12 protein-coding genes are annotated in these 18,710 nt (G+C 70.7%); 5 read left to right on the top strand and 7 right to left on the bottom strand.

Going from position 1 to position 18,710, the window contains the following annotated elements:
• The first annotated feature begins 496 nt into the window (after positions 1-496).
• Positions 497-1,486: a nitrilase-related carbon-nitrogen hydrolase gene (locus tag OG878_RS38620; RefSeq protein ID WP_328884898.1), complete on the top strand. Its 990-nt coding sequence runs from the start codon at positions 497-499 to the stop codon at positions 1,484-1,486.
• A 260-nt stretch (positions 1,487-1,746) separates the two neighbouring features.
• On the opposite strand, the gene OG878_RS38625 is transcribed toward OG878_RS38620, so the two are convergent.
• Entirely contained in the window at positions 1,747-2,742 is a 996-nt protein-coding gene (locus OG878_RS38625; RefSeq protein WP_328884897.1) for a winged helix-turn-helix domain-containing protein, read from the bottom strand.
• Positions 2,743-3,674: 932 nt separating this feature from the next.
• Between OG878_RS38625 and OG878_RS38630 the strand changes: the two genes are divergently transcribed.
• Positions 3,675-6,272: a carboxypeptidase regulatory-like domain-containing protein gene (locus OG878_RS38630; RefSeq protein ID WP_328884896.1), complete on the top strand. Its 2,598-nt coding sequence runs from the start codon at positions 3,675-3,677 to the stop codon at positions 6,270-6,272.
• Between the two features lie 397 nt (positions 6,273-6,669).
• Here the strand turns inward: OG878_RS38630 and OG878_RS38635 are convergent, their stop codons facing one another.
• A complete protein-coding gene (locus tag OG878_RS38635) occupies positions 6,670-7,302 on the bottom strand; it encodes a chloramphenicol phosphotransferase CPT family protein (RefSeq protein ID WP_328884895.1) in 633 nt (210 codons plus the stop codon).
• Positions 7,303-7,590: 288 nt separating this feature from the next.
• A complete protein-coding gene (locus OG878_RS38640; RefSeq protein ID WP_328884894.1) occupies positions 7,591-8,433 on the bottom strand; it encodes an alpha/beta fold hydrolase in 843 nt (280 codons plus the stop codon).
• 93 nt (positions 8,434-8,526) lie between these two features.
• On the opposite strand from OG878_RS38640, the gene OG878_RS38645 reads away from it, so the two are divergent.
• The gene (locus tag OG878_RS38645; protein ID WP_328884893.1) at positions 8,527-9,108 is read left to right on the top strand and encodes a TetR/AcrR family transcriptional regulator; all 582 of its coding nucleotides are present in this window, start codon (positions 8,527-8,529) and stop codon (positions 9,106-9,108) included.
• 410 nt (positions 9,109-9,518) lie between these two features.
• Positions 9,519-11,810, top strand: coding sequence for a SpoIIE family protein phosphatase (locus OG878_RS38650; protein ID WP_328891077.1), 2,292 nt, complete (start codon positions 9,519-9,521; stop codon positions 11,808-11,810).
• A gap of 224 nt (positions 11,811-12,034) precedes the next feature.
• Here the strand turns inward: OG878_RS38650 and OG878_RS38655 are convergent, their stop codons facing one another.
• The 4 genes from OG878_RS38655 to OG878_RS38670 all read right to left on the bottom strand — a co-directional run bounded on the left by OG878_RS38655 (position 12,035) and on the right by OG878_RS38670 (position 15,670).
• A complete protein-coding gene (locus OG878_RS38655; protein WP_328884890.1) occupies positions 12,035-12,796 on the bottom strand; it encodes a MerR family transcriptional regulator in 762 nt (253 codons plus the stop codon).
• 393 nt (positions 12,797-13,189) lie between these two features.
• Positions 13,190-14,230, bottom strand: coding sequence for an ABC transporter permease subunit (locus OG878_RS38660; protein ID WP_328884889.1), 1,041 nt, complete (start codon positions 14,228-14,230; stop codon positions 13,190-13,192).
• Positions 14,227-15,210, bottom strand: coding sequence for an ABC transporter ATP-binding protein (locus OG878_RS38665; RefSeq protein ID WP_328891087.1), 984 nt, complete (start codon positions 15,208-15,210; stop codon positions 14,227-14,229). Before OG878_RS38665 ends, OG878_RS38660 begins: the two co-directional genes overlap by 4 nt.
• Before the next feature lie 13 nt (positions 15,211-15,223).
• Complete coding sequence (locus OG878_RS38670; protein WP_328884888.1) at positions 15,224-15,670, bottom strand: GntR family transcriptional regulator; 447 nt, start codon at positions 15,668-15,670, stop codon at positions 15,224-15,226.
• Between the two features lie 481 nt (positions 15,671-16,151).
• Between OG878_RS38670 and OG878_RS38675 the strand changes: the two genes are divergently transcribed.
• Positions 16,152-18,620 (top strand): SpoIIE family protein phosphatase, encoded by a 2,469-nt coding sequence (locus OG878_RS38675; protein WP_328884887.1) that lies wholly within the window; start codon positions 16,152-16,154, stop codon positions 18,618-18,620.
• Positions 18,621-18,710 lie beyond the last annotated feature (90 nt).

Here is an 18,710-nt window from a genome sequence, read left to right on the forward strand (position 1 = left end):
GCCGTCCCGCTCGCCTTCAGGGCGTGCCGGGGAAGCCCATCCGCGGCGGTGACGGTTGCGGCGTCCACCGGGCCCGCCGGTGAGCACCATGCGGGGCCGGCCTGCACGAAGGGCGCAGAGGTACCGGCCTGCACGGAGAGCGCAGAGGTGCCGCTGCTCAGCCAGGTGCCGTACGTACGCCTTCACTGCTCCGCCTCGGCCCGCGGCACGGTTGCCGCCCGCGCGCGGGCGCGGCAGTGAGAGGTGGGCCCGGCAGCCCCGGCCCGGGGGTCCGTCCTTGCCTCCACGCAGATAGGAGCGTATGCTCGTATCTGCGTGAGGGTTTTCCCTCGCCGGCGTTTGCCGCTTCTGCCGCCGCCCCGTTCCCGGTGCATCGCCCCGCATCCTGCCGGGCCCCCGGGCGGTCCCGGCTCTTTTCCCGCTTCGTGCCTGCCTGCGGACGGGCACAGCGCCACAGGCTTGATCCACCAGGCATTTTTTTGAAGGAGACACCCCTATGACCGTCGTGAAGGCCGCTGCAGTCCAGATCAGTCCCGTGCTCTACAGCCGTGCCGGCACCGTCGAGAAAGTCGTGAAGAAGATCCGTGAACTGGGAGAGAAGGGCGTTCAGTTCGCGGTCTTCCCCGAGACCGTCGTTCCCTACTACCCCTACTTCTCCTTCGTGCAGCCGCCCTACACCATGGCCAAGGAACACCTGCGCCTGCTCGAGCAGGCGGTCACCGTGCCGTCCGCGGAGACCGACGCGATCGCCGAAGCGGCCCGGGAGGCCCGCATGGTCGTCTCGATCGGCGTCAACGAGCGTGACGGCGGCACCATCTACAACACGCAGCTGCTGTTCGACGCGGACGGCACACTGATTCAGCGCCGCCGGAAGATCACGCCGACCTATCACGAGCGGATGGTCTGGGGCCAGGGCGACGGTTCGGGCCTGCATGCGGTGGACAGTGCCGTCGGCCGCATCGGCCAGCTCGCATGCTGGGAGCACTACCTGCCGCTGGCGCGTTATGCCCTGATCGCCGACGGCGAGCAGATCCACGCCGCGATGTACCCCGGCTCCTTCGGCGGCCAGCAGTTCGCCGACCAGATGGAGGTCAGCATCCGCCAGCATGCGCTGGAGTCGGCCTGCTTCGTGGTCAACGCCACCGCCTGGCTCGATGCCGGCCAGCAGGCACAGATCGCCAAGGACACCGGCGGCCCCGTCGGTGCGATGTCCGGCGGCTTCTTCACCGCCATCGTCGATCCCGAGGGCCGCATCATCGGCGAGCCGCTCACGTCCGGGGAAGGCGAAGTGATCGCCGACCTGGACTTCGCACAGATCGACCTGCGCAAGCGCCTGATGGATGCGCGCGGCCACTACAGCCGCCCGGAACTGCTCAGCCTGCAGATCGAACGCACGCCGACGGCCAACCTCCACGAGCGCGGCACCCACCTGCCGGTCCGCACCGCCCCGGCCGCTGACGAGGACCGCACCCTCGAGGCCCGGTGAGCTTTTCTCCCACCCGCCCCGCCCGCACGGCCGCCGAGCTGACGAAGTGACAACTCCCCTCGGCGGACGGGCTGTCGGCCGGGGCCGACCTGCCCCGTCAGGGAAGACGCGTCGCAGGGGGCCGGCCGGTGGCTCATCGAGCCTCGGATGACGCAGAACAGGGCCTTTGGCAGATGTGTCGCGCCGACCATGACGATCACGGGGCGGGGGTCCCGCCGGCAGGAGAGGTCCCCCTCGTGCCGGGCCCACCCCGAAGAGTCTCAGTCTGCCTCCGGGGCGTTGAGGAGCGCCAGGCCGAGAGGGGTGAGGCTGTGCAGCACGGAGTTCCGGTGGCGAAGGGAGCGGATCAGTCCGGCCTCGCGAAGAACGGTCGCGTGTTCGCTGGCGCTCGCGGACGCGATACCCGCACGGGCGGCCAATTCCTTGGTGGAACAGCCTTGGTGCTCTGCGATGGTGGTGAGCACTGCGGTGCGCGTGCGGCCCAGAAGCATCGACACGCCGGGGGAGTGCACCCGGCCGGGCGAAACAGGGGTGGTGAGCTCACAGGGGCACTGGTCCGGGCAGGCGGGATAGCTCACGGCGACCGGCCGGCCGTCGGTGACGACGGTGCGCGTGCAGAACATCGACGGAATGAGCAAGAAGCCTTCCCCCTCCAGATAGAGGTCACGATCGGCTCCGTTCATCATCCGGATTTCCAGAACCGGCGGGTTCCACCGCATCCACTGGGGGTTGGCCCGGGTCAGCAGCTGCTCGACACCGCCGGTGAGCAGGTGCTGCAGGCGCAGAGTCCGATCGACCGCCAGGTGTTCGGTGAACTGGTCCCAGTGCGGAGCGAGCAGGCATGCGTGGAGATGGCTGAGCCCTGTACACAGCTCGGCGAACAGTGAGGCATCGTCTGCCAGGCGGCGGGTCCACGCGGGCAAGGACGGACGACGGTGCGCCGTTTCGAGCAGATTCGTCCTCACGCGTTCGCGAGGTGTACTGCGTACCTGTTCCAGGAGCTCCTCGACAGCGCCCGCTCTGGCAGGACTGAGGAAGCCCGGCGAATGCCCCACTGCGGGCATGAGGGCCAGGGCCATGCGCGCCTGGGCGGACAGCTGCGTGCGGGCGCGGTGGCGCCAGGCGTCGAGCCGTGCGGGCTGGCTGCGGCTCTGCAGGGCTCGCGCTGCAAGTTCCAGCTCATGCAGCGGCATCGGCGCCTCGGCCACACGTGTCCGGGCCAGATCCTGAACCGTGAAGTGTATGCGGTAGACCATGGCAGCCTGAGGTGATCCTTCCGGAATGTCGTTCTTCGGGTCAGGCCGAAGCAGGTCGAGATCATATCGATCGAAGAGGAAGCTGGACCCGTCAGCCGATGCGGAAAAGCTGTCGGCCCGTCAGAAATCGGGTCGACGGGCCGGCCCGTCGTGAGTCACTCATCCGGGTCTGCGCGAATATTGCGGACCCGGAGCGAAATCGGCGCGGCCTGGCGGTGAGACGGAGGGGGCTTCGGATGAATGGGCGCGGATCGATGACGAGGCAGAGTACTTTCTTGCCCTCACCGGAATTGTCTGCACCTTCATCTGCTGTCCGGACTCGCCCAATGAGGTGACCGGCGGGGCGGTTCGAGGAACACGGCTCCCGCCGCCTCCGCCGGGGTGTCGTCAATGCCTGCCCGCGGCAACCGCTTTCCGCTGCCGTTCACGGGTCCGGAAAAGTCACCGGTCCAGGCGCAGGGCGACGCGAGCGGTTCGGTGGCACCTCCGCGCGTACCAACATGCAAGGTGACGTGCGCGGATGGGGTTCTCGGCAGGGATTCTGGTGGTTCACTGCGGCGCGGTGCCGCGACGATCGGCATAAGGGTGCCGATCAATTCCGGCCTGTCGGGCATGCGGAGGTGTCCCGGGCCGGAAATCTGAAGTGGGCGAGCCCGGTGGGCAATTGGCCGCCGGGGTCGTGCAGACCTGGCATCACTGTCCCGATTCTTCCCGCCAATGTGCCTGATTGTTAAGGCCGTTGCATGGGGAAAACGCCCGCGCCGTGCGGCCGCAGCGGTCAACGTATTGACGCGGAATCACATCGCACTCGTAATTGATCACCGGCGGATGCACGAAATCCGCTGTCACCGGGCCCGTTTTTCGGGCCCTTTACGGATTGGTGAGCAGCAACAGTGTCGATATCCCCATCCGCGAGAAGTTCCGCCACGGGCTTGCGCATACTGGGCCGCGGCGTCGCAGCCATGGGCGCCGCCGCGGCCCTCGCGCTGCTAGGGGTCCAGCCGGCCGCGCAGGCCGCCCCGGCCCCCGACTCCGCCCCCGTCCGGACGGCGCCGGCCACGACGCAACCGGCAGGGCAGGACGCCCCGGCGCACCTGGAGCCCGTCTGCGGGGCGCCCGGCAAGGGCCAGGCCACCTGTTACGCGATGCGCGCCACCGGTGAGTCTGCCGTGATGCGGCTCAGCGGCGCGGCCACTCCCGCCGGGCTGGGCCCGGCGGACATCCAGAGCGCCTACAGCCTGCCCCCGAACGGCGGTGCGGGCCAGACGATCGCGATCGTCGATGCGTACGACAACCCCAACGCCGAGGCCGATCTGGCCGTGTACCGCGAGCAGTACGGCCTGCCGCCCTGCACGACCGCCAACGGCTGCTTCAAGAAGGTCGACCAGCGCGGCGGCACCAACTACCCGACACCCAGTGAGGGGTGGGCGGGCGAGATCGCACTCGACCTGGACATGGTCTCCGCGGCGGCCCCGGCCGCGCACATCCTGCTCGTCGAGACGGACAACGCCGGCCTGGAGAACCTCGCCGCCGGTGTCGACAGGGCCGTCGCCCTCGGTGCCAAGTACGTCTCGAACTCCTACGGCAGGCCGGGCGACGACTCCTCGGACCTGGCGAACTACGGCGCCTCCTACAACCATCCCGGTGTCGCCGTGGTGGCGGCCAGCGGCGACTTCCGGTACGGGGTCTCCTACCCCTCGACGCTGCCGTTCGTGACCGCCGTCGGCGGCACTGATCTCACCCCGGCCCCGGACACCGCCCGCGGCTGGACCGAGACGGTCTGGGCGCGTGACAACTACGGGCCCGGCTCCGGCTGCGCGCAGTACCAGACCAAGCCCGACTACCAGAAGGACACCGGCTGCACCGGGCGCAGCGTCGCGGACGTCTCCGCTGTCGCTGACAACGTCGCCGTCTACCACACGTTCAGCACCAAGGCCGGCTGGCAGCGCTTCGGCGGCACCAGCGTCGCCACCCCGGTGATTGCCGCGGTGTACGCCCTCGCGGGCACCCCCCGCCCCGGCACCTACCCGGCCGCCTACCCGTACGCGGCCGGCGCCACCGGACTCAACGACGTCACCACCGGCACCAACGGCACCTGCGCCGCCGCGTACCTGTGCAACGCCGGCCCCGGCTACGACGGCCCGACGGGCCTGGGCACCCCCGCGGGCCTGGGCGCGTTCCGCAGCGGCCCGCACGGCACCCTCTCCGGCACGGTCACGGACGCCGCGACCGGCAAGCCGGTCAGTCAGGCGACCGTCTCCTCGGGCGTGGACACCGCCACCACCGACAGCCGGGGCGCGTACAAGCTGGACCTGCCCGCAGGCACCGTCGAGGACCTGACGGTCCGTGCGTTCGGCTACACCTCCCCGGCCCCCGCCCACCTCACCATCGCCGACGGACAGTCCCTGGACCGGGACTTCGAGCTCGCCGCGATCCCCCGCCAGAAGGTCCGCGGCACCGTCGAGGACGGCTCCGGCCACGGCTGGCCGCTCTACGCGAAGGTCACGGTGGACGGTTCCCCCGAAGCCCCCGTCTGGACCGACCCCGCCACCGGAGCCTACGAGCTCTCCCTGCCCAGGGGCGCCGACTACACCCTGGGCGTCACCGCCGAGCTGCCCGGCTACGAACCCGCCGAGCAGAGCGTGACCGTCGGCAAGCGCCCGGTCGGCAAGGACTTCGCGCTGACCGCGGATCCCGACGCCGCCACGGCCGTCGGCTACACGCTCAGGCGCGACGGCGCGACGCAGACGTTCGACTCCACCGCCACCGCTCCGCAGGGCTGGACCGTGGTCAACGCTCCCGGTACCGACAACGGCTGGCAGTTCGACGACCCGATCCAGCGCGGCAACGCGACCGGCGGCAGCGGCGCCTTCGCCGTCGTCGAGAGCGACAGCTGGCCGTTCGGCCCGCACCAGGACACCCAGCTGATCAGCCCGGTGTACGACTTCTCCGGCGGCCAGTCGGCGGAACTCGACTTCAAGACGGCCTACACCTTCAACCCGGCCAACCAGCGGATGAGCGTGGACGTCACCACCGACGGCGGCGCCACCTGGGAGCCGGCCTGGGCCACCTCCCTCACCTCGGTGAGAAGCGCCGACCGCCTGACCGTCCACGTCCCGCTGCGCACGTACGCAGGTGACAAGGCGGTGCAGCTGCGCTTCCACTTCGTCGCCGACTGGGGCTACTCCTGGTCCGTCGACGACGTGTACGTCGGGATGCGCAGCCTCGTGCCGGTCTCCGGCGGCCTGACCGTCGGCACCGTCCGCGACAGCACCACCGGCGCGGGCCTGGTCGGCGCCGGCGTCAGCGACCTGCAGCACCCGGACACCATGGCGCTCACCGTCGCGACACCGGACGACCCGGCGGTCGGCGACGGCCTCTTCACCCTGTTCGTCGCGGACCCGGGCAAGCACACCCTGCGTGCCGGCGCACCGGGCCACGCCACCACGGACAAGAAGACCAGGGTGCGCGCGGACAGGGCGGTCCATGCGGACTTCCTCCTGAAGAGCGCACCGGCGACGTCGGGCTGACCGCCCCGTCGCAAGCGGGCGTCCCGCCCGGCCGTGCACCACGTGGGGCCGGGCGGGACGCCGTCCGCCGGTACGGCCCGCCGCGAACCGGCCGGGAGCGTCACGCGCCTGCCCCGCACAGGCGGCCGGGGGACGAGCACCGGCCCCTGCGCGGGCAGCCCGAAGGGCGTGAACGACGTCGGGCCGCACCGGTACCTTCCGGTGCGGCCCGACGACCTGCCCAGCCTCCGCACCCTCGCCGCCGGCATCGGCCGCGACGCCGTCATCGCCGCCCTGGAACTTCGGCGTCGTCGAAGGACACGCGAACCGCATCAAGACGCGCAAGCGCCGGATGTCCGGGCGCGCCGGCCCCGTCCCGCTGCAGACGCGTCCTGCCGTCATGACAGCGCCCCGGCCGTCAGCCGACGGCCGGCAGATCGGGACGCAGTGTCGTCCGGAGCCGCTCGAACGCGGTGGGAAGCGGTCGTTGCGGCAGGAAGGCGCTGATCTGCCGGGCGCATTCCAGAGCACTGGTGCTGGTCGTATCGCACTCGACGTCGTACAGGCCGTGCGCGTGCACACGGGGGAACTGCCGGGCTGCGAGGCCCGCCGGGCGGTCGCCGCGCACGTGCTCGCGCCGTTGCAGTTCCTCCAGCGAACACCGCACGCCGACCAGAACGACATCCCTGGCCCTGAAGAGCTCCAGGCAGTCCAGGAGACGCCACTGCTCACTCAGCACATGGTCCACCACCACGTCGTTGCCGGCCGCGGCCATACCGGCGACCGCCCGGTGAAAGCCCATCCACGTCCGCCGCAGCACACCGGGCAGTTCCTCGGGGCTGACCTCCCGACGGGATCGCATCGCGTGGAAGGCGTCCACGGGCATATGAAAGCAGGGCCCGTCCAGGACCTGCAGCAGTTCCCCGGCAATGCTGGACTTGCCTGAACTGGACGTCCCGTTCAAGAAGATGATCCGACCCCGGCGGGCCGGAGCGGAGCAGGTGCCGCTCCCGGCCGACTCGGGCACACCGTGGTCGCCGTCCCTGGGCATGTCAGTCTCCTTCGCTGCCACCGGTGGAGTCTGATCATCATCGCCGGTCTGCGAAAGCCTCGGCAGACCACCGTCCGCTCCCGGCCCCCCTTTTGCCGCCCCGGCCCTTCGGCAGGACCGGTACGGCGCGGGCCGGTGCGACCCCGGCCGGGAACGGCACGCCCCGGCCTGCGAACACCGTCCGGGCACAAGCACCCGGAACCGTCCGTACGATCCTGCGTCAGGCCTCTGCGCGGGCTGCGGACCCGGCACGCCCCGATGCCCGGACGGTGCGGGCCGGCGCATGGGTCACTTGGTGACGAAGGCCAGGAGCACTTCGTTGACCTCGGCGGCGTGCGTCCAGAGCAGGCCGTGCGGAGCGCCCTCGATCTCGACGTACTCGGCCTCCGGGAACGCCTTGTGGAAGGGGCGTCCGGTGGAGTCGATGGGGAGGATGTTGTCGTTGGTGCCGTGGAGGATCAGCGCCGGCTTGCCGGCCGCACGGACCGCGGCCACATCCTTGCGGAAGTCCTCGGTCCAGGCGGGCACGACCGCGTGGGCGGCGACCGGGGCGGACGTGGTGGCGGTGTTCCAGTTGGCCGTGACGACTTCCTGGCTGATCCTGCTGCCGAGGTTCTCGTCCAGGTTGTAGAAGTCCTTGTAGAACTGGGTGAACCAGGCGTAGCGGTCGCTCCGGGCGGCGTCGGCGATGCCGTCGAACACCGACTGCGGGACGCCGGTGGGGTTGTCGTCGGCGGCCACCAGGAACGGCTCCAGCGATGCGAGGAAGGCCAGCTTGGCGACCCGCTCGTGGCCGTGGTTCTTCACGTAACGGGCCAGCTCCCCGGTGCCCATGGAGAACCCGACGAGGATGACGTCGCGCAGATCCAGGGTCTCCAGGACGGTGTTCAGGTCGGCGGCGAAGGTGTCGTAGTCGTAACCGCTGCCGACCTTGCTGGACTGCCCGAAGCCGCGGCGGTCGTAGGTGATGACGCGGTGGCCGGCCGCGATCAGCTCGCGGGTCTGACGCTCCCAGCTGTGCCCGTTCAGCGGGTAGCCGTGGATGAGGACGACCGGCTGCCCGGATCCCTGGTCCTCGTAGTACAGCTCGACATCGGTGCTGTTCTCGGTCCCGACCGTGATGTGGCCCATGGCGGACATTCCTTCCCAGACGTGGAGAACGATCGTTCTCCGCTTGTGTGGTTTAGAGTAGAGAACGTTGGTTCTCCGTGCAAGGGGGTTCTCGTGATTGACGAAAAGACGGCACGTGAACACGTCGTGTCCGCCGCGGACCGGCTGTTCTACGCCCACGGTGTCCAGGCCGTCGGCATGGACACCGTCCGCACCGAGTCCGGCGTCTCGCTCAAACGCATCTACGCGCTGTTCCCCTCCAAGGAGGACCTGATCGTCGCCGTGCTGCGGCACCGCACGGACCAGTGGAACAGCGGTCTCGCCACCGCCGTGGACGGCGCCGGCACGCCGCGCGAGAAGCTGCTCGCCGTCTTCGACTTCCTCGCCCACTGGTTTCGCGACGACGACTTCCGCGGCTGCGCCTTCATCAACGTGTTCGGTGAACTGGGCGCCGACAGCAGCAGGGTCGCCGAGGTGGTACGCGAACAGAAGGCGTCCTTCCGGCGTGACGTCGCCGCACTGGCCCGCGCTGCCGGCGGCCCCGACCGGCTCGCCCCGCAGCTGGTCCTCCTTGCCGAGGGCGCCCAGACCACGGCCGCCATCTCAGGGGATCCCGATACCGCGGCACATGCCCGCGCCGCCGCCGACACCCTCATCCGGTGCGCACTGGAAGGCACGGACACGGCCGGGTCCTGAGCCCGCTTGGGTCACGACGGCGCAGCCCCGGACCCGCCCGGTGCGGTCTGCAAGGCCCCTGGGCCCGTGGAAATGACGACCGCTCCCGGCCGGCCGTGCATGGCACGGGCGCCGCGCACGGATCCCGGCGGATCAATCGCCCGGCGGGGGAGTGCCTGCCGTGGCCTGTGTCTTGGACCCAGGTGATCCACCGGTACGGACCGGCACACGAGGCCGCGCTGCCCGGGCAGCCGGCGGCTGCGCCCAATGCCTGACACACCGCCATGCGGTCCCGGGCTTCGCCGGCAGGGACTTCGAAGAGCTCCGCACAGCCCTGGGGGAGGCGGGCTGCGCCGATCGGTGCAGCTGTCGGGCGAGCGGGCCTGCCGTCGGCACGGGGCGGGCAGGGATGGGGGCGGAGGTGTTGTCGAATGCCCAGCGGTGACGTGCTCGTCCTCGTCGATGAGGGTGGCCGGGTGGTCGAGTGGAGGCGTCCGGCTGAGGAGTTGTTCGGGTGGTCCGCCGAGGAGGCCGTCGGCCGGTCCGTGACCGCTCTCATGCATGAGGCCGCCGCCGACGGCGAAGGGCAGCGGGAAAAGTTCTCGGACACGGCCGCGGTGCTGGTCAAGCCGGCGCTGCGAGGTACATCCGTGGTGTGGCAGGTGCTCGCGGCGGGGAACACCGTGTCGGGGCAGGACATGGCGGTCCTGAAAGCCATGTTCACCCGGTCCCCGGTGGCACTGCACGTCCTGGACGACCAGCTGCGCGTGGTCCGCATGAGCACCGCCACCCGCGGGCTGCATGACACACCGGTGGGGCACCTGCTGGGCAGGCATTTCACCGAGGCATGTGAACTCGAGGACCCCGAGACGCAAGCCGCCGTGGCGCAGGGGGTCCTGGACAGCGGAGAACCGGTACTGAACCGGCTCGTCCGGGGTGCCGAGGTACCACGCCGGCTCTACTCCGTCTCCTGCTTCCGCTTGGAGGACTCCCACGGCCGGGTGCTCGGACTGGTGATCTCCGCGGCCGACGTCACCGAGTGGGAGAACGCACGGAGCCGCCTGGCCCTCCTGGACACGGTCCGCACACGGGTGGGGCACCGGCTGAACGTGGGCGTTGTCTGCCAGGAGCTGGTGGAAGCGGTCGTGCCCGCCTTCGCGGGCATCGCCGTCGTCGAGGTGGTCGAAGACGTCGTCCGCGGAGAGGAGCCTCCGGCGGTGCCCGTCCACCGGGACGTTCCCCTGCGCCTGACAGCCCTCGGGGGAATCCCGGCCCGCCCGGTCGAAGAGGTGCACCCCCTGCCGGCCGGCACCCCCTTCTCGAACGTCCTGTCCGACCTTCGGCCGTGCCTCGTACCGATCGACGAGGACAGCTCGTGGCTGGCCGCCGACCCCGCCCGGGCCGACGCCATCAGGCAATCCGGCGCCCACTCCCTGATCGTGGCCCCCCTGGCACTGCGAGGCCAGGCCCTGGGCGTGGCCAGCTTCTACCGCCACCAGCAGGAAGACCCCTTCGAGGAGGAGGACGTCGCGGTGGCGGCCGCCATGTGCGCGCACGCTGCGCTCTGCATCGACAACGCCCGCCGCTACATGCGCGAGTGGATCATCGCGTCGACCGTCCAGCGCAGGCTGCTTCCCCGACAACCGGCCACACAGACCACCCTGGAGATCTCCCAGCTGCACCTTCCCGGCCCGGAGGGCGGCGGCGCGTGGTCCGACGCGATCGCCCTTCCCGGCGCACGGACCGCGCTGATCGTCGGCGACGTGGCAGGGCAAGGCGTTGTCGCGGCCCTCACGATGGGACTCCTGCGCACAGCCACCCACACACTGGCCGCCCTCGACCTGCCGCCCGACGAACTGCTGGCCCGCCTGAGCGACACCGCGGCCCGTCTCGCCGCCGCGTACGCCGCACTGCCTCCCACGGATCCCCTGCAGGAAGGGCCCCTCACCGCCGGATGCGCCATCGCGATCTACGACCCGGTCGAACTCACCTGCACCATCGCCCGCGCCGGCCTCCCGGAACCGGTCGTGGTCCATGCCGACGGCACCTCGGCCGACCTGCCCGTCCCCCCGGGCCCCCTGCTCGCCGGAACGGACAGCGCCCCCTTCCCCGCGACCACCGTCCACCTCCCCGAAGGAAGCATCCTGGCGATGGGCACGGCCGCGCTCACGAACGAGGTCCTGGCACCGTCCGGCCCGCTGCGCCCGCTCCTGGACGGCGCCGGCACGAGGCCCCTGCCGGACGTGCGCGACACCATCGCGCACGCACTCACACAAGGCCACCGGACCGGCGAACCCCTGATGCTGCTCGCCCGTACGAAGACACTGCCCCAGGACCGGGTACTGACCTGCGCCCTGCCCGCGGGCCCCGAGGCCGCACCGGCCGCCCGCGCAGCGGCCCGCCGCCGGCTGGACGAGTGGGGGATCGACGAGGAGACGGCGTTCACCACCGAACTCATCGTCAGCGAACTCGTCGGCAACGCGGTCCGCTACGGTGCTCCGCCCCTGCAACTGCGCCTGATCTTCGAGCGGATGCTGACCTGCGAGGTCAGCGACGCCGCAACCAGCGCTCCGCACGTGAAACACGCCCGCACCATCGACGAGACGGGCCGGGGACTGTTCATCATCGCGAGCCTCGCGAACCAGTGGGGCACCCGCTACCACACACAGGGAAAGACCATCTGGGCAGAGCAGCCGACACAGCCGTCAACGACCTCTGAATGACCCCGATCACCCACGAGCAGCCGGCTTCGCCCACGGGCCCCGGCAGCAGTTGTCCACCTCGCCGGGAGGCACTCGTCAAGGACCGAAGCCGCTGTCCAGGAGAAGGGACAGCGGCCCCGGACCGCTGCCGGGACAGGGACGCCTTCCTCGATGCGCCGGTCCCTGCGCCGGCGAACCCGCAGCAGGGCCGCCGCCGGTCCGCCCCGCAGCGGCCCTGCCGCGGCTCAGCCGAGCCTGGACGCGGCGTACGCCTCGATGGCGTCGTGCTGATAGGCGGCCAGGCCCGGGGCGATCGCCTCGTACGCGGTGTACCAGGCCTCGTTGTCCACGCAAGAACGCCCCATCGCGCGATACTCGTCGGTGGAGACGGTGCGCAGTGCGGTCAGCGCCCGGTACTGGGTGTCGATCTCGGCCTGGACGGGTTCGGCGTCGGCGGGGATGCCGGCGGCCATCAGCTCGGCCAGCCGGATCATCCACGCCGTGCGCTCCCGCTGCCCAGCCTGGACCTCGGCCGGGCTCATCTCCGCGGTCCGCCGGGTGACTTCCTGCGCGTGCTCGGGAAAGTCACGCAGGCTCTCCGCGTACTGGGAGGGCTGCACGCCCTCGAACAGGTTCTCCGGTCGGTTGATGGCAGTCATGGGTTGTCCGTCCTTCCTGGACTGTTCCAGTTCGGCGATCGTGCGGGAGACGGTGGCGGCCAGGGCGTCGAGCCGGTTCCGCTCGGCGAGCAGCCGCCGGCGGTGGCCACGCAGAGCCTCCACCTCGTCGACCTGCTCGGCCAGGATCCGGCCGATCTCGGGCAGTCCGACGCCCAGGGCCCGCAGGACGAGGATCTGCTGCAGCAGCAGGAGCTGGCGCTCCTCGTAGTAGCGGTGGCCGCCCGCACCGATCCGGGCCGCAGGCAGCAGACCGATCTCGCCGTAGTGCCGCAGGGTCCGGGCGGTCACGCCCGACATACGGGCGACCTCCGCAATCGACCACTCCATCGCCGCTCCCTCACGAGTGCGTCACCGGGCCGGTCTCTCCGGCCCTGGTCAGGACGGTAGACGCTGCCGCAGCGGCAACTTCAACCCCGAATCCAGGCTCACCCGGCTTCGGCCTCTGGACCCCACGCACGTCCCCCACGACCGGCTCGTGCAGGGGCCGGCTGCCGTCGGAACCCGTGAGCATGGCGATCCTCCCCCGGCCGCCCGGTGCCTCGTGAACCACCGTCGAAACGCTGCCTCCTTTCGTGAACAGAGCCACTGGCCGATGGCCATCGAAGCCGGAGCACACGCACGACGCCCCCCGCCGGAGACCTTCGGCGGGGGGCGTCGTGCGTGCGTCGGCGTTTCGGTACGTCGATGATCGGCGTCCCGGAACGACGGGGCTCGGGGGCGTCAGACGAGGCGCTTGCGGCCCCATATGAAGATGAACACCGCAACGGCGGCAGTCAGGGCGAAGAGGATCGAGGCGCCGAACCACTGCATGCTGCTCATCTGCGAGATCGGCAGGTAGTCCACCGACCAGCCCACGAGGTCGTACTTCTGAGTACAGACCTTCTGCGACGTCTCGTGCGCGCAGGTGCCCCAGCCGTAGGTCTGCCCGGAGCTCGAGAGGAGCCAGTGGTCGATCTCCAGGGCGGCTTCAGGAAGCGGCACCCGGGGCGCGCCCGGACCGACTCCCTTGTCCGTGGTGACCGTGATGACGTGGCCGAGGTTCAGCCGCTGAAAGTGCCAGACCACCTGGACGACGACGGCGAAGGCGAAGGTGACGATCATGGAGATCAGGGTGCGGCGCAGGAGCATGCCGATCGCCACACCACTCACGACGGTGAAGAGTGTGAGCGCGACGGGCACGGGGCCGGTGTTGTCGAACGCGGGGCCATCGCTCCACCCCAGAACTGTGGCCTCGTACTTGACCGGCCCCCACCACCGGCCGAACGCGATGGACAGCGCCGCCGTGCACACGATGACCACCAGGGCGCTGACGACCAGCTTGGTGGCCAGCCAGCGGCTGGGGCTGACGGACTGCGAGGCGACGAGTTTGGCGGTGCCGTTTTCCAGGTCGCCGGCGAGCAGCGGGGCGCCGAGGAAGACGCCCAGCACGAGGGGGATGAACCCGAAGCCGTAGCTCACGAATTGGAGCCGTTGGGGGTGTATGCCCGCGAGCCACTCGTCGGACGCTGAGTCGGGCCGGCCATAGCCATGGGCGGTGAGGTGGTCCAGCATGTCGGCACGCTGATGGACGAGCAACGCCACGGTAACGGCGGTGGCGGCCAGGAGGGTCCAGAAGCCGGCCCTGTGCTGGCGCCAGACGAGCCAGGTCACGCCGCTGAGCCGGGGACCGCGGGTGCGGCTGGTGGCGATGGGGGACACGGGGGCCGGAGCGGATGTGAGGGACCCGTCGGGCCCGGCGGAGGTCTGGGTCGGGTTGTTCATGCCGCCGCTCCCCGCGGGCCGTCGCAGCCGTACATCCGGCCCGGCACCTGCGCTCCGGGGCTGATCAAGGGGGGTGCGTCCGGGCAGCGCAGATAGGAGAGCAGGAGTTCCTCCATGTTCGGGGTGTGGGTCTGCCACCGGCCGGTGACCGGGCCGTCGGGGCGGATGAGGGCGGTGGCCTGGCGTCCGCTGGTGCGGTATTCGACGACGGTGTGACCGGCGAGCTCCGCCGGGACGCCCTGGGCATGCCCCTGCCGCCGGCTGTCGCCCTCGCCGCTCGGGACGCCCTGCAGCAGCACGTGGGCGCTGCGGAGTTCGTCCACATCGCCGGCCATGCGCAGTCCGCCCGTGGAGATGACGAGGAGGAAGTCGCAGACGCTCTCCAGCTCGCCGAGCATGTGGGAGGACATCAGCACGGTGGTGCCGTGCTCGGCTGCCTCGGCCAGCAGCATGCTCATGAGCTCGTGGCGTACCAGCGGGTCGAGGTCGGACATCGGCTCGTCGAGCAGCAGCAGGTCGGGACGCTTGCCGAAGGCGAGGGCGAAGGCGACCCGGGTGCGCTGCCCACCGGAGAGGGTGCCGATCTTCGCCTCCATGGGCACATTGCCCGCGCGGACGATGTTCTCGGCGGCCCGCTGGTCCCAGCCGGGATTCAGTTCGCGGCCCAGGCGCAGCGTCTCGGCCACGGTGAAGCGGCGGAACAGCGGCTTCTCCTGGGCGAGGAAAGCCGTCCGCCGTCCGGCCTGCGCGGATTCCGGTGCCGCGCCGAACACCGTGAGGGTGCCGTCCGTCGGCTCCAGCAGATTGGCGGCGATCGCCAGCAGCGTCGTCTTGCCCGCCCCGTTGGGCCCCACCAGCCCGCAGATCCGGCCGGCAGGCAGCCGGAACGAGCAGTTCTGCAGGGCCCAGCCCCGACGGTACTTCCGGCCCACCCCGTAGGCCTCTATCGCCGATTCCTCCGCCGGCCCCCCGACGTCCATGGCATCCCTGGCGCTACTCACTGGCACTCCTCGGCTTTGTACTTTCCGCTGTTCCGGCGGCCGCCGTGGTCTCGGCGTACCGCTCCTGCAGGACGGACGCGACCAGCGCGGTCACGTCCTCCCGCTCCAGGCCCGCCTCGCGTGCCCGCGCCATCCACGCCTCCAGCTCCCCGCGCAACGGGGAGTCGGCGCCCGCCTGGGGGCGGGCCAAGGACCGGCGGATGAAGGTGCCCAGACCAGGCCTCGGCTCGACCAGCCCCTCGCGTTCCAGCTCCCGGTAGGCCTTGAGCGTGGTGTTCGGGTTGACGGCGCAGGTCTCGGCGACCTCCTTGGCGGTGGGCAGCCGGTCTCCCGGCATCAGAACGCCCAGGCGCAGGGCCTGCTTGGTCTGCTGGACGATCTGCTGGTAGGCGGCGATCCCGCTCCGCCTGTCGATGCGGAACTCCACGAACTCACTCACCCTTTAGCTACTCAATTAGTGGAATGACGATGATGATGGGGGCCGGTCCGGGAGATGTCAAACGGACCGCGCTCCCACGGCCTTTGCCGGCCCGCGGCGGGGCAGTCCCTCTGGCCGCCCGGCGGTGGCGCATGCGTTTTGCCGAGGACGCGGGCGGCGGCCGGGCGGACGGCAGGAGTGCCGGGCAGGTTCGGTGGCCGCTTCGTCATCGGGTTCGTCCGGACCCGGCCGGCCCGGGTGCCGGCGCCCGCGCTGCGCTCGGGACGAGGCGGGAGCCGGCGCTGCGCGTTTCCCGCGGTCCGCCGGGAACCGGCCGCCGGACCCCCCGTGGGCCACTTGAGCGGCCGAGCCGGCGCCGGCCGCGGCTTGTCACAGATCGGAGCCCTGCCCGGTCAATCACCCCAAAGGTGCAAAACGGAAGATATCCGGCTTTCTGTATCCCGTACCGTCCCCCCTTGCCACCCACCTGAGGACACCAGCGATGACCACGACCGCAACCGGCACCGCGACACTCGGTAAGCGGATGAACGCAACCGAAATGTCCGACTCGGTGATCGCGATGCTCGACGAGCGCGGGACGGTGGTCGCATGGACGCAGGCCGGTGAGCAGCTTCTCGGATACTTTGCCGGGGACGTGGTGGGCCGGTCCGCCGCACGCGTACTGCCGTCCTCCGAGGAGGCGACAACAGCGTTCGTCGAGCAGTGCCGTGCCCAGAACGGCTGGTTGGGCACGACGGTGGTGCGCCATCAAGACGGCCGCATGCTCGACGTCAACCTGCGGATCTCGATGCTGCGGGGGCAGGGCGGAGCGGTTCGGTGGCTCGTGTCCGTGACCGACATCGGCATCTCCGGGAGAGCGATGGACGGATCGGCGCGGGAGTCGCTTCTCACCCGCGTACCGATCGGCGTCGCCGTTCGCGACCTGGACCTGCGGTGCACCTGGGTGAACGACGCGATGGAGAGCCACGACGGCATGTCCCCCGACCGGCGGCTCGGACGTCGATTCACCGACATGCTGCCCGATTCCAAGGCCGTAGCAGTCGAGGCCGTGATGCGGCAGGTACTGCGGAGCGGCACCACCAAGGTGCACCAGTACCGGATGTGGCCGCCGACGAGTCCGCGCCGGGAGCACACGATGGCGGCCTCGCTCTTCTGCCTCCAGGGCGCCGACGGCCAGGCGCTGGGCCTGTGCACCGTCGTCGTCGACGTCACCGAGAGCCGGCAGGCGCGCGAGCGCCTCACCGTCCTCGGCGAAGCCAGTACGCGCCTGGGCAGCACCCTGGACGTGATGCAGACCAGCCAGGAACTGGCCGACCTTGCCGTGCCCCTTCTCGCCGACTACGCCGTCGTCGACCTGGAGCAGTCGGTCCCGTTCGGCCAAGGGCCCCCGTTCCACATCGGCGCGACGGACAAGCGCCTGCCCATGCTGCGACGTGCCGGGCTGGCCTCGTTCCACCAAGGCGACCCGAAATCCCCATGGCTGCGCGGCGATGCGGTCCCCGTACCGCCCACCTCACCCTTCGCCGACGTGGCGTCCACCGGGAAGTCCCACCTGGAGCCGATCCTGGACACCGCTCCGGGCACGTGGATCGATCAGGCTCCGGCACTGGCACAGAAGTTCGACGAGAACGGCGTGCACTCGCTGATGGTCGTACCCATCCGCGTGCGGCGCGCCCTGCTGGGCGTGGCGATGTTCATCCGCAGCCAGGACCCGATGCCGTTCCAGGAGATCGATCTGCTCCTGGCCGAAGAACTCGTCAGCCGCGCCGCACAGTCGTTGGACAACGCCCGCCAGTACGCCCGCGAACACACCACGTGCCTCGCGCTCCAACGCAACCTGCTCCCCCAACGTCTGAGGGGCGGCGAGGCGGTCGAGGCGGCTTCGCGCTACTTCCCCGCCGACATGGACAACGGCGTCGGGGGCGACTGGTTCGATGTGATCCCGCTGTCCGGCGCCCGGGTGGCCCTGGTCGTCGGCGACGTGGTCGGACACGGCATCAACGCCGCCGCGACCATGGGCCGGCTCCGCACCGCCGTGCACACACTCGCCGACATGGAACTGCCCCCCGAGGAGCTGCTGGCCCGTCTCGACGACACGGTCCAGCGACTGGCCGAGGAAGACGCCGACGCCCCCCACCAGACCTCCACGATGGTGGGCGCCACCTGCCTGTACGCCGTCTACGACCCGGTCACCCGCCGCTGCACCATGGCCCGGGCCGGACACCTCCCGCCCGCGGTCATCGACCCGCAGGGCCGGGTCACCTTCCCCGACCTTCCCACCGGAGCCCCGCTCGGCATCGGGCTGGGGGCCCATTTCGAGTCCGTGGAGCTGGAACTGCCCGAGGGAAGTCTCCTCGCCCTGTACACCGACGGCCTGGTCGAGACCCGCGGCCACGACATCGAGGAGGGAATGGACCGCCTGGCCACCGCCCTCGCGCAACCGGACCGCTCCCTGGAAGAGCTGTGCACCCGCGCGACGGAGTCCTTCCCCGGTCAGGCACCGTGCGACGACGTCACCCTGCTCCTGGTGCGCACCCGCTCACTGAGCCCCACCCGGGTCGCCTCCTGGACGCTGCCGAGTGACCAGACCGCCGTCCGCAGCGCCCGGCACATGGCGGCCCGCCAGCTGACCGAATGGGGCCTGGGAACTCTCGAGGACCCCACCAAGCTGATCGTCAGCGAACTGGTCACCAACGCCGTCCGCCACAGCACCGGCCCGATCGGCCTGCGCCTGATCCAGCACCAGGTCCTGACCTGCGAAGTGTTCGACACCAACGTCTGTGCCCCGCGCCAGCGCCCCGCGCAGACCACCGATGAGAACGGCCGCGGCCTCCTCCTGATCTCCCAGCTGTCCCGCAGATGGGGCACCCGCTCGGTATCGGGCGGCAAGGTCGTCTGGGCCGAAGAAGACCTTGCCCCCCGCAACCTCACCCACACGGGCCTTCGGTAGGCCGCCCGCACCCGACGGGCAGCCGCACCACGCCACGCGAGCATCCGGCATACGTGTCCACCGACCGGACCTGTTTCCAGAGCGCGAAGA

The sequence above is a fragment of the Streptomyces sp. NBC_00316 genome (assembly GCF_036158715.1).
Lineage (GTDB): Bacteria > Actinomycetota > Actinomycetes > Streptomycetales > Streptomycetaceae > Streptomyces.